This window comes from Thermodesulfobacteriota bacterium, assembly GCA_035559815.1.
Classification (GTDB): Bacteria; Desulfobacterota_D; UBA1144; order Nemesobacterales; family CSP1-2; genus DATMAT01.
This window is the reverse complement of the sequence record DATMAT010000031.1, coordinates 17,037-41,881: the sequence shown is the minus strand read 5'-3', so window position 1 is coordinate 41,881 and position 24,845 is coordinate 17,037. Positions and strand designations below refer to the sequence as shown.

The window sequence follows — 24,845 nt, the reverse complement described above, 5'->3', positions numbered from 1 at the left end:
ATGTAGAACTCAACGTGGAGCCTCTGGAAGAACTAGAAGAGGAGATAGAAGAGACTAGGGAAGGGCTTTTTTCCAGGCTCAGGGCCGGACTTTCCAGGACCCAGGCCGGCCTCATCGGCAAGCTCGATGAGATGCTTTCTGTGAGAAAGGAGATAAACGATAATCTCTGGGACGACTTTGAAGAAGCTTTAATCATGTCCGATGTAGGGGTCGGGACCACGATGAAACTGAGGCAGGAGATAGAAGGTAAACTGACTAAAAAATCCCTTAGTGACCCTATAGCCATCAAGACCACCCTGAAAGATGAAATCCTCAGCACGCTCAAGAAGGCAGAGGGCAGCCCACTGTCGTTAGATACCAAGCCGTTTGTGCTCATGGTAGCCGGGGTAAACGGGGTAGGGAAAACGACCACCATCGGAAAACTGGCCTATAGATTCAGGAAAGATGGGAAAAACGTCATGGTGGCCGCGGCCGATACATTCAGAGCGGCCGCAGTTGAACAGCTCGAAATCTGGGCTAAGAGGGTAGGAAGCGACTTTCTCAAGGGCCAGAGTGGAGTAGACCCATCGGCAGTCGCTTTTGACGCCATAAAAGCCTCACACGCCCGAGGAACCGATGTCCTGATAATCGACACCGCCGGAAGACTTCATACCAAAACCAACCTGATGGACGAGCTTAAAAAGATAAGGCGAGTAATAGGAAGAGAGCTCCCCGGCGCGCCCCACGAGACACTTCTTGTACTCGACGCCACAACCGGGCAGAACGCCATACAACAGGCAAAGATGTTCAAGGAAGCTATCGAGGTGACCGGAATAGTGCTGACAAAACTGGACGGAACAGCCAAAGGCGGGGTGATCGTAGCCATTGCCGACGAGCTAAATATCCCGGTCCGGTTTATCGGAATTGGAGAGGGCCTGGGGGACTTGAGGGAATTTAACGCTGAGGAATTCGTGGAGGCACTATTCCTCACCGGGAAGGAAACACTGCATTAGATAATTTCGGATTGCCGATTGCGAATCTGGGAATTAACCTTTCCATCCGCAATCCGAATTCCCAAAGCTACATGCCTAAAAACCTTGACGAAAAATTCATGTCCCTAGCTGTCAGGCTGGCTAAAAAAGCTGAAGGCATGACCAGCCCAAACCCGCTGGTTGGAGCGGTAGTAGTAAAGGGTGGAAAGATCCGGGGAAAGGGCTACCACAAAAAGGCCGGGCTTCCTCATGCCGAGGTAGAGGCGTTTTTAGATGCGGAGCGAAAAGGACATAACCTAAAAGGCTCCACCTTATACGTGACGCTCGAGCCCTGCTGCCACCCCGACAAAAGAACCCCGCCCTGCGTCGACGCCATCATAGACAAAGGGATATCCAAGGTGGTTGTAGGTACCCTTGATTTAAACCCAAAGGTAAGGGGAAAAGGAATAGAAAGACTCAGAAAAAGTGGGATAGAAGTAGTGGTTGGCACGCTCGAAGAAAGGTGTAAAGAGATTAATCAGCACTTTTTCAAGTATATAACCACAGGGGATCCATTCGTTATTCTGAAACTCGTCGCAACCTTAGACGGGAAGATTGCAACCTTCAGCGGAGACTCAAAATGGATTGGCAGCCAAACCCAAAGGAAATACGCACACGAGCTAAGAAATAAGGTCGATGCAATTCTGGTCGGGATTGAGACTGTTACAAAAGATAATCCTCGGCTCACGGTGAGGCTAGAGGAAAAAAATAACCGCCAGCCGATACCGGTGGTTCTAGACAGCATGCTTAAAATTTCACCGGAATCAGCTCTTTTTAAGGCACATGAATCACCGATTATTGCTACTACCAGCCTCTCCAAGGATACCAAGATCCGGGAATTGGAGAATCTCGGAGCCCGAGTTCTGGTAATAAAGGGTGACGACAAAGGGCACGTCGACCTAAAGAGCCTGGTGAAAAAATTAGGTGGAATGGAAATCACCAGTATCTTGATCGAAGGCGGCAGTGAGGTTGCCGCCTCCGCGTTGAAGAATGGAATAGTGGATAAAATCATCTTCTTCTATGCACCTAAAATCATAGGAGCCGACGGTATAAGCATGATCGGGCCACTGGGAATCAGCAAAGTGAGTGAAGCATTGACCTTAGGTAATATCGAGCTAAAAAAGATAGGAGAAGAATTCGTGGTCGAGGGAAATCTCTCGAAAGAATAATAGTAGGGGCGACCTGGTGGGTTACCCTATTACTTCTTTATTTATAATGTGATAATTTATGGGGTATGAAAAAGAATCACCGGAAGATAGGCCTCTTTGGTGGAACCTTTAACCCTGTACACCTAGGCCATCTTCGGGCGGCGGAAGAAATAAGGGAGGTTCTTGGGTTTGATTTGGTTTATTTTATACCGGCATACATCCCCCCCCACAAAGAGGCTTCGGACATTATCTCCGTGGCAGACCGTCTAGAAATGCTCGAGCTAGCCACCCGGGGAAACCCCTTTTTTAAGGTCTCGGATGTCGAGTTGAAACGGGGAGGCCAGTCATACACCATAGATACCCTTGAATACTTTTCTTCTACTTTCCCCGATATTGAGCTCTATTTTATCCTGGGTACAGACCTCTTCTCGCAGATAGACACCTGGAAAGATTACAAAAGACTGTTCGAAACCTCGAATTTTGCAGTGATTATCCGGCCCGGTTTTTACGAAGATATCTCCTCGATGTTTCCACTTGCGTTAAAAGACGAATTTCGATATTATAAAAAAGAGAACGGCTTGACCACTTATCTACATAAAAGCTCCAAGATGCTGCAACTGGTAGAGATAAACGGATTCCAAGTATCCTCATCCCGGATAAGAGACCTAATCAAAGGATGCAAATCCATAAAGTACCTGGTCCCAGGTGAGGTCGAATCCTATATCCAGGCAAAAAAACTTTATGTAAAGGAGGAACATCTATAAAGCCTAGAGAAAAAGCCATCGCCCTGGCCCAAGCCGCCTGGGAAAAAAATGCCCAGGACACGGTATTGCTCGACATGAAGACGCTTACCGACGTCACCGATTATTTCATAATTTGTAGCGCTGACTCAGACCGGGGAGTAAAAACAATCGTAGACAATATAGAAAAAAAACTAAAGGAACTGGGACTTAAAATTATGGGGATCGAGGGGTATACCGAAGGCAGGTGGGTCTTAATAGATACATCAGACGTCATAATACATGTGTTTTATGACCCGGTCAGAAGATTTTACGACCTCGAAGGCCTCTGGATCGATGCCCCCCGAATCAAGCTTGCCTTTGAAGATGGATTTTCCAGACAACACAAAAAAAGGCAAGAAGATTACGCTTAAGCTTGAACCTCTCCTAGCCTGCCGGTTTTTACGTCGTAGATGAAACCCCTTACCGGGATTCGTTTGGGAATCCAGGGATGGGATTTAACCTTTTGTACTTGACGTCTGACGTTTCTTTCTAAGTCATTGAACGTATAAAAATGATTTGGGGATACGACAGCAGTCTCCGATACCTGCTCAAGCTTCTCCCTAAGCTCCTCATCTTTGAAAGTCAACATTCCGCAGTCGGTATGATTTATGATCATAAACTCGTGAGTACCTAGGAGATGGTGAGAAATAATCAACGACCTTAGTGCATCTTCAGTGACGACCCCCCCGGCGTTTCGGATTATGTGCGCGTCTCCGGTTTTAAGGCCCAATAGTTCCTCGACGGTTAACCGAGCATCCATACAGGCAATAATCGCCAGCTTACGCACCGGCGGAATGGTAAGGTGGCCAAGCTTAAAACCTTTTGCATACTCCTGGTTAGCCTCAAGAACCTCATCGATAACACTCATATTTTTCCTGCTCCCTGAATATTTTCTCATTAAATCGTGCAAAATTGATGCCACGAGGAAGTGGCTATTATCACGACAGATTATCGGCCGAACTGAAGATTGAAACGGTTACTCAGTAAGCAAATTGTATCAATTAAATACACAAACATAAAAATAGCACGTATAATTGCTAACCATCATCCATTTTATCTTGGTATGTATTCGGACCAGATTTAGCGGCGGATAGGGAACTCCTATCTAGTAACTAGTTACTGAAGGCTTTTCTCTCTCTGTTTGGACCTGGGAATGGCGTGAAGTTGTAAGTAGAAGCTTGAAACGTTATATAAGAGGGAGTAGTGAGCGGAGATCTTCCACTCACTACTCTACTTTATGATATTTTTTACTTTCCTTCCCTAATATTTCGCCTTCTTATAAAAGCGGGTATTTCAAACTCATCCCCCACTACATCCGAGGGGATTTTAGTTACTATCTTGTTTATACTCTCCCTAGTACCCTGAATGCCGGTAGCGATCACCGTGATGCGTACCGAATTTTTCATCGCTTCGTCAAACACCAGGCCGAAGATGAGGTTGACATCTTCGTGTGCCCGTTCCTTGATGTAATTGCAGGCGTCGTTTAGCTCTTCTATCCCAAAGTCGGGTGAAGCGGTTACATTCAACAGGATTCCCCTCGCCCCATCGATCGATACGTCCTCGAGTAGAGGGCTGGTAATCGCCGTTTCTGCCGCTTCTATCCCTCGGTTGTTTCCCTCGGCATAACCGGTTCCCATGAGCGCCTTCCCCCCGTTTTCACCCATGATGGCCTTGACGTCGGCAAAGTCCACGTTGATGTATCCCGTCCCGGTAATAATGTCCGAGATACCCCTCACTGCCTGATGAAGAACCTCGTCTGCCCTTTTAAAGGCCTCGAGAATGCTTATTTTTTGCACGGTGGCCAGACGGTCGTTTGGTATGATGATGAGGGTGTCTACCTCTTTCTCCAGATTCTCGATTCCATTAAGTGCTTGTTTGTTCCTCCTGGGACCTTCAAAGCTAAAGGGCCTGGTTACGACTCCGACTGTGAGTATGCCCATTTCCTTTGTTGCCTGCGCCACTATCGGCGAAGCACCAGTACCGGTGCCGCCCCCCATTCCAGCAGTTATGAAAACCATGTCCGCTCCTTCTAAAGCTTCGGATATCTTGGCCTGGTCTTCTATAGCCGCTTCCCTTCCCAATTGGGGGTTGCCACCGGACCCAAGACCTTTCGTAGACCGCGAGCCGATTTGTATTTTGGTCGCAGCACGCGATTTCTTCAAATCCTGAGCATCCGTATTTGTGACGATGAAGTCTACACCGGAAAGCCCCCTTTCGATCATGGTATTAACTGCGTTTCCTCCTGCACCTCCGACCCCTATGACTTTTATTTTTGCTTTTTGTTCCAATGAATTATCCTCTAGTTCAAAATTTGCCATAACAGTTAACCCCTCCTCCTTGTTTATTAGGATTGCTATTTTAACTCAAAAAAACTCTCGAAACCAGTTCTTCATGCTGTCGAATACTTTTTTAAAAACGTTTTCATCTCTGATCCTGATCTTTTTGTCTCCCTTATATCTTGCTCCGTAAAGAACGAGTCCCACTCCGGTGGAATAAACCGGGTTGGCTATGATATCGCTCAAGCCACCTATCCCGTTGGGAACTCCCCTTCTTACCGGTATGCCCAGTATCTTTTCCGCAAGCTCTACCGTGCCGTCCATTATCACAGTGCCACCGGTAATCACCGCGCCCGCCGGGACCAGGTCCCTATACCCGGAGTTGGTTATTTCCCTCCGTACCAGACTAAAGATTTCCTCCATTCTTGGTTCAATTATAAGCGCCAGGTCCTTTCGGCTGATATTTCTCGGGCGTCTTCCACCAACACTGGTCACCTCGATTTTTTCGTCTGTATAGACATGCTCGGCCAGGGCCACGCCGTATTTCTCCTTGAGCTTTCTTGCTTCGGCCAAAGGGGTGGAAAACCCGAGAGAGATATCCCTGTCTATGTGATCACCTCCTAGTGTTAAATTTTCTGTATACCTTATACTGCCCCCGGAAAATATGGCTATGTCCGTCGTCCCGCCTCCGCAGTCAATTAGAACCACTCCTATTTCCTTCTCATCCGGAGTAAGTACAGCCTCGCTCGACGCCAACTGTTCCAAGACGATATCGGCTACATCCATTCCGGCACGGTGTATACACTTCACCAGGTTCTGCGCTGCAGTAACCTGCCCGGTAACTATATGTACCTTAGTCTCCAACTTTATCCCGTATATCCCCACCGGGTCCTTGATTCCACCCTGGCCATCCACTATGAATTCCTGGGGAATGACGTGAATGATTTCCCTATCCGCTGGTATTAAGAGGGCGTTTGCCGATTCGATAACACGGTCAACATCACGCCTGGCCACTTCTCGGTTTCTGAGTGTGATCATGCCATGGCCGCTTATCCCTTTTATGTGCCCTCCGGCAATACCCACAAAAACCGTTCTTATCTCACAGCCGGCCATGTGCTCAGCCTCTTCCACCGCCTGTTTTATGGATTGTACAGTATTCTCGATGTTAACAACCACCCCCCTTTTAAGACCATAGGAGGGATGCGTGCCTATACCGATAACATCCACCTCGTCCGGCGAGTTGGCCTCTGCCACTATCGCACACACCTTGGTAGTGCCTATATCCAGTCCGATAATCAGGTTAGGTTCTCTACCCATCCAACCAAACTCCTAAGAATCAACTTATCAGATCTTGAAACTAACTATCCCATTTTTTTCCGAAGTTATGTTTATGTATTCCTCAGCTAAGTTCATGCTACGTACATGCTTGATTATTTTTTCCACCTTCGACCACTTGCGTTCGATGTTGTTCATTCCAAAATCTACACGTCGGCCGTCGTTAGTGAATATGGTAATTCCATAAATTGAGTCTAGATTTACTTCCGAGATTTCTACCCAATTAAGGGCGCTGCTCTTCTGGGAAAGTTTGAGGATAGTCAAAGCGTCACCCAACAGGTCAGGTTTCCATATACCATCACCTATAAGAACGGGAAAATCAAGTCCCTGATCAAAATTTGCCGTGCCCAATTTTTTTCCTGATTCAGTCATATAGTAAAGAGAGCTATCTTCGGCCACGAATATACAAAATGGTTCAGCTTCTTCCACTTCGATTATCACTTTTTGGGGCAACTCCCTTCTTATTCGAACGCTGGTTATCCAATTATTATTGGCGATCTCCTTAATCACTTTGCTGTCGAGAAAGAGAATATTGGTTTTCCCAGCTATTAACCCGGACCTCTTCATGATCTCTTTTCGGGAAACTCGTTTAGCTCCGGTTATCTGGATTTCCTTTATAGTAAAGAAGGAAAAATAAGAAGCGGATAAATAGGTAATTACCAAGACAGATATGAGTAAAAAGAGAGTGGAAAGATAAAATCGCGCTCGTCTCAACTTTTCTATTTCCTGATAATTTTGACCTCTGTCTCCAAGTCTATACCCCTTCTGGATAAAGCCTCTTTCTTTGCCAATTCTATCAGCCTTATGACGTCGGATGCCTTGGCGTTTCTCCAGTTGACGATGAAGTTTGCGTGAAGCTCGGAAAATCTTGCTCCGCCGATGGAGAATCCTTTGAACCCCAGCTCTTCTAAAAGCTTACCGGCGGGAATCTCCGGAGGGTTTTTGAATATAGACCCGGAATTAGACATGGTTATAGGCTGTGTTTTACTTCTCTTATCCAGGTATTCTTTGACCCTTTTCTCGCTTTCATCGCTTCGGCCAGGCTTTAGTCCGAAAAGCGCCCTGGTCACGACGCTCCCTTCGGGAATATGGCACTTTCTATACTCGAATTCTATCTCGTCCCTGAAAAGGACCATCTCTTTGCCATCTACCCAGACCCAGACCTTTTCTACTACATCCTTTATCTCGCCGTCGTTCGCACCAGCATTCATGAAGATGCCGCCGCCCACCGTGCCGGGAATACCGGCCACAAACTCAAACCCGCTAAGTCCCACCCGGATGGTTTTGTTTAATATAGTTCCGAGCACCGCCCCGGCCTCGGCCAGAACCTTTCCGTTCTCCAGAATTTGAATACCGCGCATGTTTTTCGTACTGACCACTACCCCCTCTATTCCCTCATCGTCTATGATCGTATTAGACCCGGCCCCAAGAACAGTAGACTTTATACCTAGGAGAGAAAGCATCTTAAGAACTTTAATCAGGACTTCTGCGCTCTTGGGATAAACTATCAATTCCACGTTGCCTCCTACCCGCATGGAGGTATAACGGCTCATGGAAAACCCAGACACGCATTCACATCCGATTCTACTCAACTCCTCGGCAATCCCGGTCATGAAATCTCCTTCATCATCTTCTCCCCCAAAGTCCATACATTTCCTGCACCGAGGGTCAGAACAATATCCCCCGGTCTTAATATTCTCAAAGCATGGTCGACGGCCTCATCCATTTTGCCCACGTAGAACACGCCGTTATGTCCGGCCTTTTTTATAGCTTCGGCCAGCTTCTCCGAACTTACATCGGCTATTGGTGCTTCGCCTGCCGCATATATATCCAGAATTAAAAGCACATCGGTCTCCTTGAGAACCTTCACGAAATCATCGAATAGAAGATGAGTTCTGGTATATCTATGAGGCTGGAAAACTACCACCAGTCTCCTGGAGAAAGATTCTCTGAGCGCTCTTAAAGTTACCCTTATCTCTTCCGGATGATGCCCGTAGTCGTCTATGATTAATACACCTTTCTGCTCTCCTTTTACCTGAAGCCTCCTATCTATCCCTCTAAACTCGGCCAGTCCATCCCTTATGCGCTCGAAGCTCATACCCAGCTCCATCCCCACGGCAAAAGAGGCAAGCGCATTCTCCGCATTGTGCCTACCGGGAACGTGGAGCTTAACTTGGCCTAAGAATGAATCCCGGTACGAAACCCGGAAAGTGGTTTCAAATCCATTGACTATAACTTCTTCGGCCCGGAAATCCGCTTGTGGCGAAAACCCGTATGTAACCAGCCTCTTCCTGAAATTGGGGATGATCGATTTAACCCGGGGACAGTCTGCAGAGAGAACGGCCAGCCCGTAGAACGGTATCTTATTCAGAAAATCAGAGAACGCATCCTGGAGATGGATTATATTCTCGTAATAATCGAGATGTTCTCTATCAATATTTGTGACCACCGCTATCACCGGTGAAAGCATCAGAAAAGAGCCGTCACTCTCGTCAGCCTCTACCACCATAAAATTTCCATTTCCAAGATGAGCGTTACTGCCCAGCGTTTTCACTTTACCCCCGACCACGATAGTCGGGTCAAAGCCCCCATAATCCAGGACGGTGGAGATCATGGACGTGGTGGTAGTCTTCCCATGGCTCCCGGCAACGGCTATGCCATATTTTAGCCTCATCAGCTCGGCGAGCATCTCCGCCCTGGGAATTATCGGTATCTTTTTCGATTTGGCCTGAAGAACCTCCGGGTTATTCTTGTTTATAGCAGAAGAAGTTACCACGACATCGGGGGCCTTTATATTTTCCGGAGCATGGCCTATATATATCGATGCCCCGAGCCGTTCCAACCTCTCTATTATCTCCGTTCTTTTAAGGTCGGAGCCAGTCACACTGTAGCCCATGTTCAGGAGAACCTCGGCTATACCGCTCATCCCTATTCCGCCTATGCCGATGAAATGTATTTCCTTAATTCGTCCGTACATTCTAGAACAAGCTCCAATGATCAAATATCAAATTGCAAACAGATAAAACTCCAAATACCGAACATTCGGAATTCAGGGATTGAATGTTGTTTGATATTGGTGATTTGAGATTTGAAATTTCTAGTATCATTCTTGATTAATATTTACTCCGGCCAGTTTATAAACCTCGTCGACGATTTTTTTTGCCGCTTCCGGCTTGCCCAGTTCCCTCGCTTTGATTCCCATCTCTTTAAGTATATCGCCTTTCAGCAGGTTATTCAGAACATGAGCCAATTTTTCCGGCACTGCATCTTCGTCTTCGACAACCACTGCTGCTCCGGCGTTCTTCATGATCATCGCATTCTCCATCTGATGATTGTACGCCGAAAAGGGATAAGGCACAAGGATCGAAGGTTTTCCCAGCGCTGTAACCTCGGCGATGGTGCCCGCGCCAGCCCTTCCAATCACCAAATCAGCTCGCCCATATGCCTTGGCCATATCCTCGATAAAAGGTATTACCTCCGCTTGGATGCCATACCACTCGTATGTTTTTTTTACGTCCTCCATATCGTTTTGTCCGGTCTGATGAATTATCGCAACATCACGTCGACCTAAGATTGCAAATGCCTTAGGCACCGAAAGATTGAGCCTACGCGCCCCCTGGCTACCACCAAAAACAAGAATGTTAATCAGGCCCTTCCCCGCTGTGTTTAGTTTGCCGCCGTGCAATATCTCACTTCTCACCGGGTTTCCAACGACCATAGTTTTCTTTCTGGGAAAGAATTTAACACTTTCCTCAAACGAAGCAAATATCTTTTTTGCGAACCGTCCTAGAATACGATTTGTAACTCCGGGTACTGAGTTCTGCTCACAAATAGCAGTGGGTACGGAGAGAAGTAATGCGGCGAAAACTACCGGACCGGATACATAACCCCCCACACCCAATACTACATCCGGGCCGAATTTTTTAATTATGGATATAGATTCGAAGAGGCCTTTAAAAGCCAGGACGGCTGCTTTCAAGCCCTTAGATACCCCTTTGCCCATTATTCCACTCGAGCTTATATACTCCAGCTCACAACCCGGGGGCAAATGGGTTTTTTTTTCTAACCCCTGTTTTGTTCCTACGAAAAGAACCGCGTGTCCTGGATTTCTTCTCCGAATCTCTTCGGCGATGGAGAACGCTGGAAATACATGCCCCCCGCTTCCTCCTCCAGCGATTATCACTTTCATTTTAATCCCTTTCTTGATACGCTCAGTATTATTCCCATCGCCCCCAAACTGCTCACCAGCGATGTCCCTCCGTAGCTTATGAAAGGAAGAGTGAGTCCCTTGATCGGAAAAAGTCCGACGGCCACAGCCATATTGATGCCGGCCTGAAGAGCGACCAGCATTATACAACCAAATACCAGGTAGCAACCGAAAAGGTCCGGTGCCTTCAGTGCTACCCGGAGACTCCTGACCACCAGAAATCCAAAAGCGACAATGATCGAGAGCACACCGATAAAACCCAGCTCCTCGCCGATTATGGAAAAAATAAAATCGGTATGTGCCTGGGGAAGAAAAAACAACTTCTGGGTGCTGTCCCCCAGTCCCGTACCTACTATACCACCCAGGCCAAAGGCTACGAAAGACTGAACCGCCTGGTATCCGGAACCCAGGGGATCCTCCCAGGGATTAAGGAAAGATATTATACGCTTCATTCTGTAGCTTTGGTCCATCACCGCCAAGACCATGAGGATGACGGAAATCACCCCCGAAGCTATCAGGTAACCAACCCTAACTTCTCCGATAAAAAGCATGCCAAAGAGCATGGTAAAGAGTATTACCACCATGCCAAAGTCTGGTTCAAGAAGGATTAGCAATATATATGCCCCGGCTATCAGAAGGTGCGATATAAAACCCACGGAAAAGCTGTCCATCTTATCCTTTTTTTTAGTGATAGAATGGGCTAGATATAGAACTAGGAGAAATTTGGCTATCTCTGAGGGCTGAAAACTACCCGGGCCTAGGTCTATCCATCTCCTTGCTCCACCAACCTCCTCGCCTATTCCCGGGATGAGCACCAATACCAGAATAATGAGGCCAAATATGTAAGCAGGATAGACGAACCTCCTCAAGATTTGATAGTCTAGGCTCATCAAAATAAACATGCCGAACATGCCGACGAGAAGATATATGGCGTGGCGTTTCAGGAAATAGCTGGGGTCTCCATATTGTTCGAGCGCGTATATTGAACTGGTGCTATACACCATCAACATACCCATCGCCGAGAGGAACACCACCGACACGATTATTCCTACGTCGTAACCTTTTCCTTCAAAATTAAATATCTTGGACAATCTGCTTGAATCTCCCTCCTCTTTCTTCGTAGGAGCTAAACATATCGAAGCTGGAACAACCGGGTGAAAAAAGAACGGTATCCCCTTCACCCATGTTCTTAACCGCCAATTCTACTGCCTCATCAAGTGAACTGGCCAGGACAGTGTTAACCACTTCTCCCAGTTCTCTTTTCATTCTCGACCGGGACTCACCAAAAAGTATGAGTAGCTTTACCTTTCTCTTGATTTCATCCCGGAGAATCCCATAGCTAACCCCCTTATCCTTTCCACCGGCTATGAGAATTATGGGGTAAGAAAAACTTTCCAGTGCCTTGAGTGTGGCTCCAGGGCTGGTTGATTTCGAATCGTTGTAAAACCTTGCCCCCTTAACCTCACGGACGAATTCAATCCTATGAGGAAGGGGAACAAATTCCAATATCTCCCGCTCTATCAACCCCGGCTTGCACCCTAAGACCCGGGTCGATGCTATGGCAGCCATGGCATTCTCGACGTTATGAATCCCCGGAAGTTTCATGCCTTTTATGTCGTAGATTTCACCCATGAACCGGACACAGTTGCCGTCAAAAAATACCCCGCCCTCGGCAGGTGTTTTTGCAAAAGGAATCTTTCTGGACTTTAATTTATTTAAAGAGCTGGTCTCTACCACCGGGTCATCAAGATTATATATTGCCCAGTCATCCGGGCCCTGGTTAGAAAAGAGCATGAGCTTGGCGTTCACATACTCTTCAAAACTCTCATGATGATCGAGATGATTAGGAGATATATTAAGGAGTATTCCTATGTGTGGTCTAAACGTGGACACGCCTTGAAGCTGGAAGCTGCTTAGTTCGAGCACCAGAAGGTCAAATCCTTCATCCTCCCCGGCAATTTGAATTAAAGGGGTGCCGATATTTCCGCCAAGAAATACCCTTTTCCCGGATGCTCCTAGAATCCGGGCCACGAGGGTCGAAGTGGTGGTCTTTCCGTTAGAGCCGGTTATTCCAATTATCGGTTTCTTGATAAACCTGGAGGCAAGCTCCAATTCGCTCATAACCTCTATGCCCTTGGCCAAGGCTTTCTTAACCGGTGGAATATTAAATGGTACGCCCGGGCTGAGCACTATGGTGTCAGCCCACAAAAAGGTTTCCTCTTGGTGTCCGCCGGATTCTATTCTTACCCCAGATTCCATGAACGCCTTTACATCCTGGGAGAGCTTTTGCAGATGGTTAATGTCGCTTGCCCTTATCTCTCCGCCTTTTTTGAGCAAGAATCTGACGGTTTCAATACCAGTTTTGCCCAGACCAACAACCACTACTTTTCTTCCATCTAATTCCATCTACGTCTTTGAGCTCCGTAATATTTTATTCAACTCGACTCCCTGACTAGATAAATATCCTCCATCTCCCGCCTTCGGGGTTAGATGCTCCCACTTATATGGATTTGGTTTTCCCCTTATCCTCTTAGTCAAGATTTTAAGGCCCCCATCAGGAGGCCTAAACACCAGCAAAGTCTATCTGAGCTTCAGGGTAGAAAGCGCCACCAGAGAAAGCACCAGAGAAATTATCCAGAACCTTATGACCACCTTCGATTCAGGCCAGCCGTTCAACTCAAAATGATGATGCAACGGAGCCATGCGGAAAACCCTCTTGCCAGTCAGCTTGAAGGAAAGCACCTGAATAATTACCGAAACGGTCTCCATAACGAAAAGACCACCCACCAAGATCAGTAGGATTTCCTGCTTAATTATGAGCGCAACTGAGCCGATAGCCGCCCCCAATGCCAGCGAGCCAACATCACCCATGAATACCTGAGCGGGATGGGAGTTGTACCAGAGAAATCCGAGACAGGCACCCCCTACCGCCGCTAGAAAGACCGCCAGCTCTCCCCCTTCTGAGATATAGGGAATTTGCAGGTATCTCGAAAATTCTACGTGTCCGGAAAGATAAGCGAAAACTATGTAGGTTGCTGCGGTAACGGATATCGCGCCGATAGCCAGACCATCGAGACCATCGGTAAGGTTCACCGCGTTCGATGCACCTACCAGGACCAAAATTGCAAACGGTATGTAGAACCACCCGAGCATTAAAACCCCTTTTTTGAAAAAAGGAAAAACCACCGAAGTAAACGGGTAATAGGCAATCTGGTCAACCCGGAGCGACATGGTGAATCCCTTCTTCTCCATTATCAATAACAAGACAAAGATGACCGCCAGGACAATCTGCAAGAAGAACTTGACCTTTGCCCGCATCCCTCTCCCGCGCGATAGCTTTAACCAGTCATCGGTAAAACCAATCGCTCCATAGCCGACGGTGAAAGCCAGCACGAACCATACCACTTCACTGGTCAGGTTGGCCCAAAGAAGTGTCGAGGCGGCTATGGCTATAACTATAAACACCCCTCCCATAGTTGGAGTGCCGGCTTTAGATTGATGACCAGGAGGACCGTCTGAACGGATGTTCTCCTTGAACTGCTTTTTACTCAAAAAATCTATGAATGCCTTTCCCAGGACGATGCTTATCAAAAAAGCGGTTACACCCGCTCCAAAAGAGCGAAACGTAATGTATTTGAAAACGTTGAATAATATAAAATCCCCTTTCAGCAAGTAGAGAAAATAAAGCATATCGTGAGCTACCTCTCAAAAAGCCTCCTAATTATGTCTTCCATCCTCATCCCTCGCGAGCCCTTTATCAACACCAAGTCGCCGGGCTTAGCCATCCTTATAAGCACCTCTGCCGCCTCCTCATGACTTTCCACAAATGTTCCTTCGATTTTACCATCAACTCCACGAAGAATATCCGTTCCATATCTACCCCGGGTGATAACGAAGTCCAGCTCCTTTTCCGCAAGAAACTGTCCCAAGGCCACGTGCTCGTTCTCGCTCATTTCCCCGAGTTCCAGCATGTCTCCGAGCACTGCTATTGCCCTGCCTTTTCCCCTGAGCCTGGCCAGTTCCTCTATTCCTCTCCTCATCGAGTCGGGGTTGGCATTGTAGGCGTCGTTTATGATCTTGAAACCAAACGGGGTATCCATAACCTCAAGCCTCATGTAGGCCGGGGTGAATCTTTCCAGTCCGGCCTGAATTTCATCAGGGCTACACCCTAAAGACAAACCCACTCCCGCGGCGCAGAGCGCATTCATCACGTTATGGAGCCCTATTCCCCTTATTCTCACCGGGAAGTCACTCTCACCGACGATCATATTGAACCTGATTGCCGAAAAATCAACCGGGCTAATGTTTTTGGCGGAGATGTCCACTCCCGGGGAATTTACTCCGAATGTAATCTTCTTACACCTGGCACCTTCGGCAATTTTTCGAACCCAGGGGTCGTCCATATTCACTACAAATGTGTTGTGCTCGGTGAATGCCTCTACCAGTTCTCCTTTTGCTTTGGCCACGCCCTCTATTCCCCCTAGCTTCTCCAAATGGGCTCGGCCAATGTTGGTGATCGCCCCGGTGTCCGGGAGTGCAATCTCCGCCAGTCTTTGTATCTCGCCAAACTCATTCATTCCGAGTTCTACCACGGCGGCCTCGTGGCTCTCGGCAATTCTCAGTAGGGTCATGGGAAGGCCGACCAGGTTGTTCAAATTGTCCGTGTTCTTGAGCACACAGAATTTGACCGAGAGGATGCTCCAGGCCATCTCCTTGGTGGTTGTCTTACCGTTAGAGCCGGTGATAGCGGCCAGCTTTAGGTCAACGAAGCTCCTTCTCCACGCCGAGGCGAGGTCTCCGAAAGCCCTGAGTGTAGAGGGAACTTTTATGAGCACTTTCCCATTTGTCTTTATACCCCCAACTATCCTTTCCACCACCGCGCCTTTTGCCCCTTTATCTAAAGCCTCGGAGACAAAGTCGTGACCATCAAAGTTATCCCCGCTAAGAGCAAAGAAGAGTTCGTCCTTTCTTATCCTTCTGGAATCGGTGGAGACCCCGGAAAAGGATAAATTCTCCAATTTGGGTAGAGATGGAGAATTTTGCCTATCTACAAGTTCTCCATTTATAGAACTCAAGACCCAGTTTAGTTTAAGCATTCTTCCTTATCTATCTCCGATAGTATTCCCCTCGCCACTTCCTTATCATCGAAGTGGATTTTTTTTGTCCCCAAAATCTGATAATCCTCATGCCCTTTTCCCGCTATGAGCACCGTGTCACCCCTCTGGGCAATTCTAATGGCCTTCTCTATGGCCTGACGCCTGTCCGTGACCCGGAAATAGCTTTTTCGAGCGTCGACCGCTTCAAAAACCCCTCTTTCTATCTGGTCTATAATGCTGTCAGGAGACTCGGTGCGCGGGTTGTCCGAGGTTACAATGAGCACATCGGAAAGCTCCCTTCCTATTCTTCCCATCACCGGTCTTTTTAGCGGGTCTCTATCTCCACCGCAGCCGAAGACCAGTATGAGGCTACCGGGCGTAAGCGGCCTGACCGCCGATAACACATTCTTGAGTGCATCCGGGGTGTGGGCATAGTCTACGAGCACGTTTATTCCCTTTGTATTCTCCACCCTATCCAGCCTTCCCGGGACCGAGATTATTCTCGAAACCCCACTTTCCACGGATGAAGGCGATGCTCCCAGAGAAAGCGCAGTGGCGGACGCCGCCAGCATATTAGAGAGGTTATGAATACCAAAGAGTTTTGAATGAAGCTCAATTCTTCCCCAGGGTGTATTTACATCGGCCCAAATCCCCTGCTCATTGATAGTCGCCCTCTCCGCATGAACAGCCGCAGAGCTAGATTTAGTGGAGAAGGATATTACTTCTCCGGCCGAGCACTTGGCTATTCTCGCTCCATATGCATCGTCGAGATTTATTATAGCAAACTTCTTCCTCTTCTCGCTTGCCTCTAGAACCTCCGTGAACAATCTTTTTTTTGCCTCAAAATAATTTTCCATGTTTACATGATAATCGAGATGATCCTGAGTAAGGTTCGTGAATATAGCCGCATCAAAGTGGCAGGCTGACACCCTTTTTCTATCCAGGGCATGGGAAGAAACCTCCATCACCACATACTCCGTCCCGGAGTCTTTCATATCCTTCAACAACTTCATCAGGTCCAGGGATTCAGGAGTAGTCATGGGCGCTGGGGTTTTCTTTCCCATGTAGCGGTATTCAATCGTTCCCACCACCCCTGAGCTTTTTCCTTCCGCCTCCCAAATTGATTCCAAGAGATAACTTACAGTTGTTTTTCCATTAGTTCCGGTTACGCCCACTAGAGTAAGCCCCTTTGTGGGATGGCGGTAGTAGTTTGCAGAGATAGTGGCAAGTGCAGACTTCGTATCCGGCACTCGAACTATCGAGACGCTACCAAAGCTATTCTCTGGAACCTTCTCCAACAGTATCGCCCCTGCCCCGTTTTTTACAGCCGAGCCTATGTAGGTATGCCCGTCTGCCTTCTCCCCTCTTATAGCGACGAAGAGAAACCGGTCGCGGACCTCTTCAGAGTTGTAAGTTATACCGGAAATTTCCAGATTATCACCGCCCAGAATCTCCTTTATCTCTGCTCCTTTGACCAGGTCTCTCAAAATCATCTAACTGCTCAGCCGTGCATGAAAACAGGTTTATCCTATGGCCCGAGGGATCAAATTATATACCAGCTTATTATATCGTCTGCCTTAACTCTACGGAGCAAACCGTGTCCGCCTTTATCCTTTCTCCGGCCCGCGGTTTTTGGTCCTTGACATATCCGCTTCCGGTTAACTTAACCTTGAGCCCCTCTTTTTCCGCCCATCTGAGAATATCCCTTGCGCTCTTACCGCGAAGATCGGGCATTATCTTTGCTTCTACGAAGCCTTTTTGAGGAGGAATCCCCTTGTAGAAAAGAACCTTCTCCGTAATTGCCCTGAATATCGGAGCGGCTACAACCCCGCCGTAGTTGCTGGTTTTAGGGTTCTCCACCACTATGACCAGTGTTATCTTAGGGTCATCAACCGGGGCAAAACCGATGAAAGAAGACAGGTAGCGGTTAGAATAATACCCTCCGGTTTCCGGGTTGGGAATCTGGGCCGTACCGGTCTTTCCGGCTACCCGATAGCCGGGAATCGAAGCCTGTTTACCCGTGCCATTCTCCACAACCCCTTCCAAAATTCCCTTGATGGTCTCGGCAGTATCGTATGATATAACCCGGCCGACCACTTCTGGCTCATTTCCCTTTACCACCTTGCCGTCCGGACTCACTATTTCTTTGACCACACGCGGTTTCAAAAGGTAGCCTCCGTTGGCGATGGCCGACAGTGCCGACGCCAGTTGGATAGCGGTAACCGAGATCCCCTGACCAAAGGAGAGCGTGGCCAGTTCAACCGGCCCCCATTTCTTGGGGCTGGCCAGTCTTCCGGTTGATTCTCCGGGCAGGTCGATTTCTGTCTTTTCCCCAAACCCGAAAGACCTAAGATAGGCATGGAACCGGTCCTTGCCCAGGGTCTCGGCTATCTTAGAGGCGCATACATTGCTAGACAACTCCACGATTTGGGCCACATTCAACACCCCGTAGGGGTGAACATCGTTTATAAAGTAAGGTCCCACCTTTCTCTTGCCATTCTCGCAATCAAACTTTGACGACAGATTGACCTTCTTGTCCTCCAGGGCGGCAGCGGCCAAAAACATCTTGATGGTCGAACCCGGCTCGAACGAGTACCAAATCGGCAGGTTCCTCCTGGAGTCCCCGCTGTACTTATTGAATTCGTTTGGGTCGAAAAAAGGATATGAAGCCATTGCCAGTATCGCACCGGTCTCCGGGTCCATGAGAAGAGCCATCCCTTTTTCTGCCGATGCCTTTTTTATGCCTTCCTTAAGCTCCTTCTCCACTATGTATTGAATTTGTGAGTCCAGGTGGAGGATGATGTCGTAGCCGGAAACGCTGGCTTCGACATCGGTGGGAGTGCTGATTATATGCCTTCCTCGGGCATCCCTCTTCACGGTAATTCTGCCCGGGCTGCCGGCGAGTAAACTCTCGAATTCATACTCGATTCCCTCTATCCCCTTTGAGTCGATATTGGTAAAACCTAGGACCTGCCCGGCCAGGTGGCCGTTCGGATAAACCCTTTTGGGCTCATCTACAAAACCTATACCGTCTAAATTAGCGCTTTTTAGCTTAGAAATCAGCTCCGGCTCGCCCAGCCTGGTTATCCAAACAAACGGTTTTTGGGAAAGCAGCATATTGAGTACTTCTTTTTGGGGGCGCTTTACCAACTTTGAAAGCACTAGAGAAAACTGCTTCGGGTCTTTCACATTCCCCGGATGCACATAACTGGATACCGCATCTACGTTTATGGCCAGTTCCTTCTTATTTATGTCCAGTATCCTCCCTCGACGGGGAAGGAGGGTGAAAAGGCCGGTGTGTTGCTTTCTGGCCAGTTCAAAGGCCTTATCCGTGCTGAGCACCTGGAGCTTTAAAGCCCTGACCGATACTGCAGTAAAAAGTATGAGCAGCATCCCGCCGACAATCGAGATTTTCCACATTGGTTTCGTCAAGTCCCTGGCCAACGATATCCTCTTTTTGGAGCTTTTCCTTCCTGTCATTTGCTCTCCCCGATTAAGGTATTCTCTTCTATATATATAAGGTCTTCCGGAGTGGGAAACTTAAAACCGAGCTCATGCGCCAGACCCTCGACCCTTTGAGGCGATTTCAGCCTCATTAGCTCGGCGGTGAGAAGAAGGTTTTCTTTGAGTAATTTTTCTTCTTCCCTCTTACTGGCTGAAATCTCATAACCCATTCTTGTCGCCTCGACCTTGATGGTTATGTAGGCAATAGCCAGAACCATGACCAATATAATCGCCACCAGAAACCTCGTGGAAAATACCACCCTCTCTAAAGTTGAATTCCCTCTTACTCTAATAGTCCTGGCCAGGGCCATGGCTTATATCCTCTCTCCTACTCTTAATTTTGCGCTCCTTGCCCTCGGGTTATCCAGTAATTCTTCTACCCCGGCCATGACCGGGGAACGGGTAATTATCTTGAGGATACTTTTTCTTCCGCATCCGCATCTGGGCAGACCGGGGGGGCAAATGCAAGGCGACGATAGCTTCTTGAACGTGTTTTTTACCAGCCTGTCTTCCAGGGAATGAAAAGAGATTATGACTATTCTTCCGCCGACCTTAACCAAGGGAACGGCCTCTTGTAAGAAGCGTTCCAGGTTTTCCAGTTCATTGTTGACTGCTATACGAAACGCTTGAAAGGTCTTGGTTGCCGGGTGAATGTTTTGGGGATGAAACTGTTTCGGGATGGCACCGGAAACTATATCCGCAAGCTGAGCAGACGTTTTTATAGCCGCCCCTCGGCGGAATCTAAGTATCTCCCGGGCTATTCTTTTAGACCATTTCTCTTCGCCGTATGTGCTAAGAATCCTGGAAATCTCCTCCTCATCCATTTCATTGACTAAGTCGCTAGCGGTGAATCTCAATCTGGCATCCATTCTCATGTCGAGCGGCTCGTCCTTGAGAAAGCTGAATCCTCTACCGCTTGCCTCTATATGGAATGAAGACATCCCCAGGTCAGCCACTATTCCGTCCAGCTCATCCACCCCCATCGACTCGAGCACCTCTTGGATCTCCGAGTAGTTCCTGTTCACAAACACGACTTGACCGGCAGAGCCGGATAGTCTTTTTTTGGATAGGGAAAGTGATTCATCGTCGATATCGAATCCTATGATCTTGGCCCTATACTCGGAGTATTTTAGAATCGCCTCGGTATGCCCTCCCAGCCCCAGAGTGGCATCTACGTATATACCACCAGGATAAGGACGCAAGAACTCTACCGCTTCCTTCACCATCACCGGCTTGTGTACCGGATTTTTTATCTCCAACACCGCCTTCTCAATGTTCATAATCGCTGACCCGCCAAGATTTCCCTACTCCTCTTGAACTCCTCGTAAGCCTTCTTGGATTCCTCTTCTTCCCAAAGCTCTCTCGACCATATCTCAAACCGGCTGAGCATGCCGATCATAACAACATCTCGTTTAATCTGGGCGTGGTTTCTTAGAGCTTGAGGTATAAGCACCCTACCAGACCCATCTATCTGGCAATCGATGGCCGAACCCATCAAATATCTAAGGAAAGAAATCACCTCTTGTCTGAACTGGGGTAGTTCTGCCGCTTTTTTTTCTATCTCATTCCATTCCTTTACCGGATAGGCGGCTAAGCACTTGTCAAAGTTGGTTATCACCAGGGTTTCATCATCGTACTTTTCTTTCAGGACCTCTCTAAACTTTGAAGGCACGCTAATTCGCCCTTTATCGGTCATGGTGTGTTCATATCTGCCGCGGAACATTACATGCTCTCAGACGCCTTATTATGCCACTTTATGCCACTTTAAACCACTATATAAAAACGTGTAAACTTTGTCAAGTAACTTTGTGAAATTTTTTAATTTTTTATATGGGAGGGGGCTAAGACAAGCGTATTCACAGGATTGTAACCAAATAAAAACAAATAAAGCGTAGCTTCCCCTCCCGATTTTCGACTGGTCATTAATCATCACACCCCAATCACTCTGTCTTTTTGCACCTTTTATTATCTCATAGAATTTTGGATATCCGGGCTATGGGTATGAAATTCAAAAAATATGGTGTCACTAAAATTGCCCTGAAATGAACACAGTTCGCTTTAAGTATATAATGTAACCATCTATAAGACCTTAGTAATTAAAGTGTTGACTGATTATCGCCGGGAGTTATTCTATAGCATGGCTACCATATACATAAAGCTTCTTGACCCTAGCGACACAGTTTACCTTCAGTCAATCCTCGGAACCTATTCACACCTGGCATGGGTTAGGACCGAGAATGTAGAGCTCGGGATAATTAAAATTATTCCCACCGATGACCTGGTGGAGGAAACTAGGGAGGTCCTAAGAAACCTGAAGAGGGAGATTGAGTTTGAAGAAGTAGAATCGGGCTTTTGATTATACAACCTTGATTCTAATACCTTCTCTAGCTCGATTCCACCTGTCTCTCAAGGGCTTGACCCTCCGTTCTTTCCTCCTCCACCATCAGCATAAATCCTCTTAAACTAGTCTCCACACCTCGTCTTAGACCATCCAGATTATGCGAATTTAAAAGGAACTTCTTCAGGTCGTAGTCCCGTTCTGCAATCAGATCAAAAAAGTCATCGGGATCATTCATCCCATTCGTAACGGCTTTCTTCGCAGTTTCATACCAATGGATAAGTTGATAGTAATGCTTCTTCAGGTTTCTTTCTCCGTCTGCGGAGAGGTCGAAATGGGTATAAGCAACCAGCTTGGGTCCGAGCGAAATCATAGCCTCGATGGATCTTAGCGCTTGGCCCAGTCTAAAAGGCGGCGGCGTAGCCGGAAGCACCACATCGAGGCTTGGCACGTATATGCCGGCAGCATCCCCGGTGAAAACAATGCTATGTTGAAGGAGAAAGACGGAGAGATGATGGCTGGCATGTCCCGGCGTTGAAATAATCTTCAAATGGAGTTTCCCTACATAGATTCCGATTTCGTCCTCGACCGGAATAATTTTTTCTGGCGGGACTGGTTCTGGCTTTCCGTAGATCTCCGCCACAAATCCCAGGACCTTATTCGCTGCCCTCCACAGCGTCGATTCCGGGTCAACCATATGAGGAACTGCCCTTTTATGTGAAATAACATAAGCGCTCGGAAGATGCTTCACCAGGGCCCCGGCAGCGCCGGCGTGGTCCAGATGAACGTGGGTGGGTAGTAGGTATTTAACATTTTCAGGACGGTATCCGATTTCATCGAGCGCCTTAAGCATACTATCCGCTGTGGTCGAAGGCCCTACTTCCACGAAGGCAACTTCATTTCCCGTGGCAACGATATATGCTCCGGTATATTCCCTCTCGCCCCCTACCTTCAAATCGACAAACCAAACGCCTGGCTTTCTTTCAGCTATTGAATATTCCATTAACCTGGCCTCTTTATTACTTATCTAATTCTGATTACTCAACTCGTTCATCGTAACCCTTTTGACAAAGGGAAATCAAAGAGCCATTTTGAGAAACGGAATGTGCTCGTCGATGAGCTTAGTAAAATGTAAGGAACATATACCTGTACTGAGCCCTTCGACTTTCTCCATGACTGTTCCCTCCTTATGTATTGTGTTAATTATAAGAAGGGAACCGTTTATACTTAACCCCTTTTTAACATAATTCCTCAGGATAAACTCCGTCGAAATATATGCGTTCCCTACATCATATTACATTTGCTTTAATTCTAACCATCTCTTCTAGTGCAAGATAATGCAACTTCACCGTGTTAGAGGCAATACTCACTGTTTAAGCGATATTATTCCTACCGTCTTTATCAATCCGACTGTTTAACTCAAGGACGGATTAATATTTTACCAGTTTATGCATCCAACTCACCGATTGTACGGCGAAATCAGCAAAAGAGACATGCTGGCTAAATTCTCTCTTTCTTGATTGCTTATAGTCTTGATATAAACTACACGCCTCGATGAAGCATGAAGAGGAAATCACTCGTTCCGCAGGGGTCGTAGGATTCATAACACTGCTCAGCCGAATAACCGGCTACCTAAGGGACATGGTAATAGCCTATTTCTTTGGAGCAAAAGCAGATACCGACGCATACTATGTAGCTTTTAGAATTCCGAATCTTCTACGCAGGCTTCTTGCTGAAGGTTCCCTTACCATATCCTTCATCCCTGTATTCACTGAATACCTGGAGAAAAACGGTAGAGAAGAAGCTAAAAGGGTGTCTGACGCTACGTTCACGCTTCTTTTCATGGTTTTAATCCTGGTTTCTTTTCTCGGAGTGGTGCTCTCTCCATTCATAATCAAACTTTTTGCATCCGGTTTTAAAGGTGAGACTTTTAACCTCGCAGTAGACCTTAATCGAGTAATGTTTCCTTATATCTTCTTCGCATCTCTCACCGCACTATCCATGGGGATACTAAATTCGCTAAAACGTTTTTTCGCCCCAGCTTTTGCCCAAGTGGCTTTCAATATAGGGAGCATCTCCGTAATTTTTCTCCTTCATCAAAGCCTCAGCATTCCGATTTTTTCTCTAGCTATAGGAGTTATTATCGGAGGGGCTATACAATATATTTTCCAGATTCCTTTTCTGAGGAGTACTGGTTTTATACATAGCTTTACGAAAAACCTGCGACATCCGGCAGTGAAAAAAATAGCCTTCCTAATGGCCCCTCAACTTTTTGGAGTTGCTGTCTATAATCTGAACATCTTAATAAGCACACAGTATGGATCACACCTTCCGGAGGGAACCGTCTCCTACCTCTACTATTCAGAAAGACTGATGGAATTTCCCCTGGGAATCATCGCCGTATCTATCGCCACGGTCCTTCTTCCTAGTCTCTCTTCCCAGGTATCAAAAGGAGAAGTAGAAAGATTTAGGGAAAGTTATTCATTCGCACTAAGATTTATGCTTTTTTTAATAGCTCCTGCTCTTACCGGGCTTATAGCCCTTAGAGTCCCTATATGCAACCTCCTCTATCAAAGGGGGGAATTCACGCATGAAGCTACTATTTTCACTTCTCAAGCTCTTCTCGGATATAGCCTAGGGCTCTGGGCGGTAGCGGGGGTAAGGATAACAGCCCCGGCTTTCTACGCCATGCAGGATACTAGGACCCCAGTTCTGTTTGCCTTCTTTGCCTTCATAGTCAACGCCGCATTTGGATATATTCTCGGGTTTACGCTTGGACTCAATCACACTGGGCTCGCTCTTGCAAGCTCCGTTTCCTCAATCTTTAACTTTTCTCTTTTGTTTTTCGCGCTGAATAAACGCATGGGAAAGATAGAATTAAAAAACACCTTGATATACTGCATTAAAATTGCATTTGCATCACTGATAATGGGGGCATTGGCTTGGAAGATTTCTACTTTTTCTGAATGGGAGCAAAGCGGTATTTCCACTCAGAAACTCGTGGTGTTCACTACCTCGTTCTTCGCTTCTATGGCAACTTACCTCGCTTTAACAAAGCTTTTAAGGATAGGGGAACTTGATTTTCTAATCAGCATGATAAGAAGAAAAATTACCTGAGATGATAAAAATATAGAAGTTTTTCCCTAGAT

Annotated in this window: 23 protein-coding genes; 6 read left to right on the top strand and 17 right to left on the bottom strand. The window is 47.2% G+C overall.

Features of this window, described 5'->3' with window-relative positions; genetic code table 11:
* From ftsY to rsfS, 4 genes are all read left to right on the top strand, one after another.
* A partial coding sequence (gene ftsY / locus VNN20_09095) for a signal recognition particle-docking protein FtsY (protein ID HWP92338.1) occupies window positions 1-992 on the top strand: 992 nt, incomplete at its 5' end.
* Between the two features lie 71 nt (window positions 993-1,063).
* On the top strand, window positions 1,064-2,179 hold the full coding sequence (gene ribD / locus VNN20_09090; GenBank protein HWP92337.1) for a bifunctional diaminohydroxyphosphoribosylaminopyrimidine deaminase/5-amino-6-(5-phosphoribosylamino)uracil reductase RibD: 1,116 nt from the start codon (window positions 1,064-1,066) through the stop codon (window positions 2,177-2,179).
* Window positions 2,180-2,244: 65 nt separating this feature from the next.
* A complete protein-coding gene (gene nadD / locus VNN20_09085) occupies window positions 2,245-2,922 on the top strand; it encodes a nicotinate-nucleotide adenylyltransferase (protein HWP92336.1) in 678 nt (225 codons plus the stop codon).
* Window positions 2,874-3,311, top strand: a complete 438-nt coding sequence (rsfS, locus tag VNN20_09080; protein ID HWP92335.1) for a ribosome silencing factor — start codon at window positions 2,874-2,876, stop codon at window positions 3,309-3,311. The genes nadD and rsfS overlap by 49 nt, the downstream gene beginning before the upstream one ends.
* Here rsfS and VNN20_09075 read toward each other — a convergent pair.
* The 16 genes from VNN20_09075 to mraZ all read right to left on the bottom strand — a co-directional run bounded on the left by VNN20_09075 (window position 3,308) and on the right by mraZ (window position 21,081).
* A complete protein-coding gene (locus VNN20_09075) occupies window positions 3,308-3,808 on the bottom strand; it encodes a carbonic anhydrase (GenBank protein ID HWP92334.1) in 501 nt (166 codons plus the stop codon). The two genes, rsfS and VNN20_09075, sit on opposite strands and share 4 nt — an antisense overlap.
* A 379-nt stretch (window positions 3,809-4,187) precedes the next feature.
* Complete coding sequence (gene ftsZ, locus VNN20_09070) at window positions 4,188-5,258, bottom strand: cell division protein FtsZ (protein HWP92333.1); 1,071 nt, start codon at window positions 5,256-5,258, stop codon at window positions 4,188-4,190.
* Between the two features lie 45 nt (window positions 5,259-5,303).
* Window positions 5,304-6,533 carry a cell division protein FtsA gene (ftsA, locus tag VNN20_09065; protein HWP92332.1) on the bottom strand — a complete coding sequence of 410 codons (1,230 nt, stop codon included), beginning with the start codon at window positions 6,531-6,533 and terminating at the stop codon, window positions 5,304-5,306.
* Between the two features lie 27 nt (window positions 6,534-6,560).
* Window positions 6,561-7,265, bottom strand: a complete 705-nt coding sequence (locus tag VNN20_09060) for an FtsQ-type POTRA domain-containing protein (GenBank protein HWP92331.1) — start codon at window positions 7,263-7,265, stop codon at window positions 6,561-6,563.
* A 5-nt stretch (window positions 7,266-7,270) separates the two neighbouring features.
* Window positions 7,271-8,200 (bottom strand): UDP-N-acetylmuramate dehydrogenase, encoded by a 930-nt coding sequence (gene murB, locus VNN20_09055; GenBank protein HWP92330.1) that lies wholly within the window; start codon window positions 8,198-8,200, stop codon window positions 7,271-7,273.
* On the bottom strand, window positions 8,161-9,528 hold the full coding sequence (gene murC, locus VNN20_09050) for a UDP-N-acetylmuramate--L-alanine ligase (GenBank protein HWP92329.1): 1,368 nt from the start codon (window positions 9,526-9,528) through the stop codon (window positions 8,161-8,163). The genes murB and murC overlap by 40 nt, the downstream gene beginning before the upstream one ends.
* Before the next feature lie 126 nt (window positions 9,529-9,654).
* Entirely contained in the window at window positions 9,655-10,740 is a 1,086-nt protein-coding gene (gene murG, locus VNN20_09045) for an undecaprenyldiphospho-muramoylpentapeptide beta-N-acetylglucosaminyltransferase (GenBank protein ID HWP92328.1), read from the bottom strand.
* Window positions 10,737-11,849: a putative lipid II flippase FtsW gene (ftsW, locus tag VNN20_09040; GenBank protein HWP92327.1), complete on the bottom strand. Its 1,113-nt coding sequence runs from the start codon at window positions 11,847-11,849 to the stop codon at window positions 10,737-10,739. Before ftsW ends, murG begins: the two co-directional genes overlap by 4 nt.
* Window positions 11,833-13,164, bottom strand: a complete 1,332-nt coding sequence (gene murD, locus VNN20_09035) for a UDP-N-acetylmuramoyl-L-alanine--D-glutamate ligase (protein ID HWP92326.1) — start codon at window positions 13,162-13,164, stop codon at window positions 11,833-11,835. The genes ftsW and murD overlap by 17 nt, the downstream gene beginning before the upstream one ends.
* A 174-nt stretch (window positions 13,165-13,338) precedes the next feature.
* On the bottom strand, window positions 13,339-14,448 hold the full coding sequence (gene mraY, locus VNN20_09030) for a phospho-N-acetylmuramoyl-pentapeptide-transferase (protein HWP92325.1): 1,110 nt from the start codon (window positions 14,446-14,448) through the stop codon (window positions 13,339-13,341).
* An 8-nt stretch (window positions 14,449-14,456) separates the two neighbouring features.
* On the bottom strand, window positions 14,457-15,854 hold the full coding sequence (gene murF, locus VNN20_09025; GenBank protein HWP92324.1) for a UDP-N-acetylmuramoyl-tripeptide--D-alanyl-D-alanine ligase: 1,398 nt from the start codon (window positions 15,852-15,854) through the stop codon (window positions 14,457-14,459).
* Window positions 15,842-17,347 carry a UDP-N-acetylmuramoyl-L-alanyl-D-glutamate--2,6-diaminopimelate ligase gene (locus VNN20_09020; protein HWP92323.1) on the bottom strand — a complete coding sequence of 502 codons (1,506 nt, stop codon included), beginning with the start codon at window positions 17,345-17,347 and terminating at the stop codon, window positions 15,842-15,844. The genes murF and VNN20_09020 overlap by 13 nt, the downstream gene beginning before the upstream one ends.
* 70 nt (window positions 17,348-17,417) lie before the next feature.
* Window positions 17,418-19,334 (bottom strand): penicillin-binding transpeptidase domain-containing protein, encoded by a 1,917-nt coding sequence (locus tag VNN20_09015; protein ID HWP92322.1) that lies wholly within the window; start codon window positions 19,332-19,334, stop codon window positions 17,418-17,420.
* Complete coding sequence (locus VNN20_09010) at window positions 19,331-19,669, bottom strand: FtsL-like putative cell division protein (protein HWP92321.1); 339 nt, start codon at window positions 19,667-19,669, stop codon at window positions 19,331-19,333. Before VNN20_09010 ends, VNN20_09015 begins: the two co-directional genes overlap by 4 nt.
* Before the next feature lie 3 nt (window positions 19,670-19,672).
* Complete coding sequence (gene rsmH / locus VNN20_09005; protein ID HWP92320.1) at window positions 19,673-20,638, bottom strand: 16S rRNA (cytosine(1402)-N(4))-methyltransferase RsmH; 966 nt, start codon at window positions 20,636-20,638, stop codon at window positions 19,673-19,675.
* Window positions 20,635-21,081 (bottom strand): division/cell wall cluster transcriptional repressor MraZ, encoded by a 447-nt coding sequence (gene mraZ / locus VNN20_09000; GenBank protein ID HWP92319.1) that lies wholly within the window; start codon window positions 21,079-21,081, stop codon window positions 20,635-20,637. Before mraZ ends, rsmH begins: the two co-directional genes overlap by 4 nt.
* Window positions 21,082-21,495: 414 nt before the next feature.
* Here mraZ and VNN20_08995 point away from each other — a divergent pair, with 414 nt between their 5' ends.
* On the top strand, window positions 21,496-21,714 hold the full coding sequence (locus VNN20_08995) for a DUF4911 domain-containing protein (GenBank protein ID HWP92318.1): 219 nt from the start codon (window positions 21,496-21,498) through the stop codon (window positions 21,712-21,714).
* A gap of 28 nt (window positions 21,715-21,742) precedes the next feature.
* Here the strand turns inward: VNN20_08995 and VNN20_08990 are convergent, their stop codons facing one another.
* Complete coding sequence (locus VNN20_08990) at window positions 21,743-22,699, bottom strand: MBL fold metallo-hydrolase (protein HWP92317.1); 957 nt, start codon at window positions 22,697-22,699, stop codon at window positions 21,743-21,745.
* A gap of 551 nt (window positions 22,700-23,250) precedes the next feature.
* Between VNN20_08990 and murJ the strand changes: the two genes are divergently transcribed.
* Window positions 23,251-24,813 carry a murein biosynthesis integral membrane protein MurJ gene (gene murJ, locus VNN20_08985; protein HWP92316.1) on the top strand — a complete coding sequence of 521 codons (1,563 nt, stop codon included), beginning with the start codon at window positions 23,251-23,253 and terminating at the stop codon, window positions 24,811-24,813.
* The last annotated feature ends 32 nt before the right edge of the window (window positions 24,814-24,845 follow it).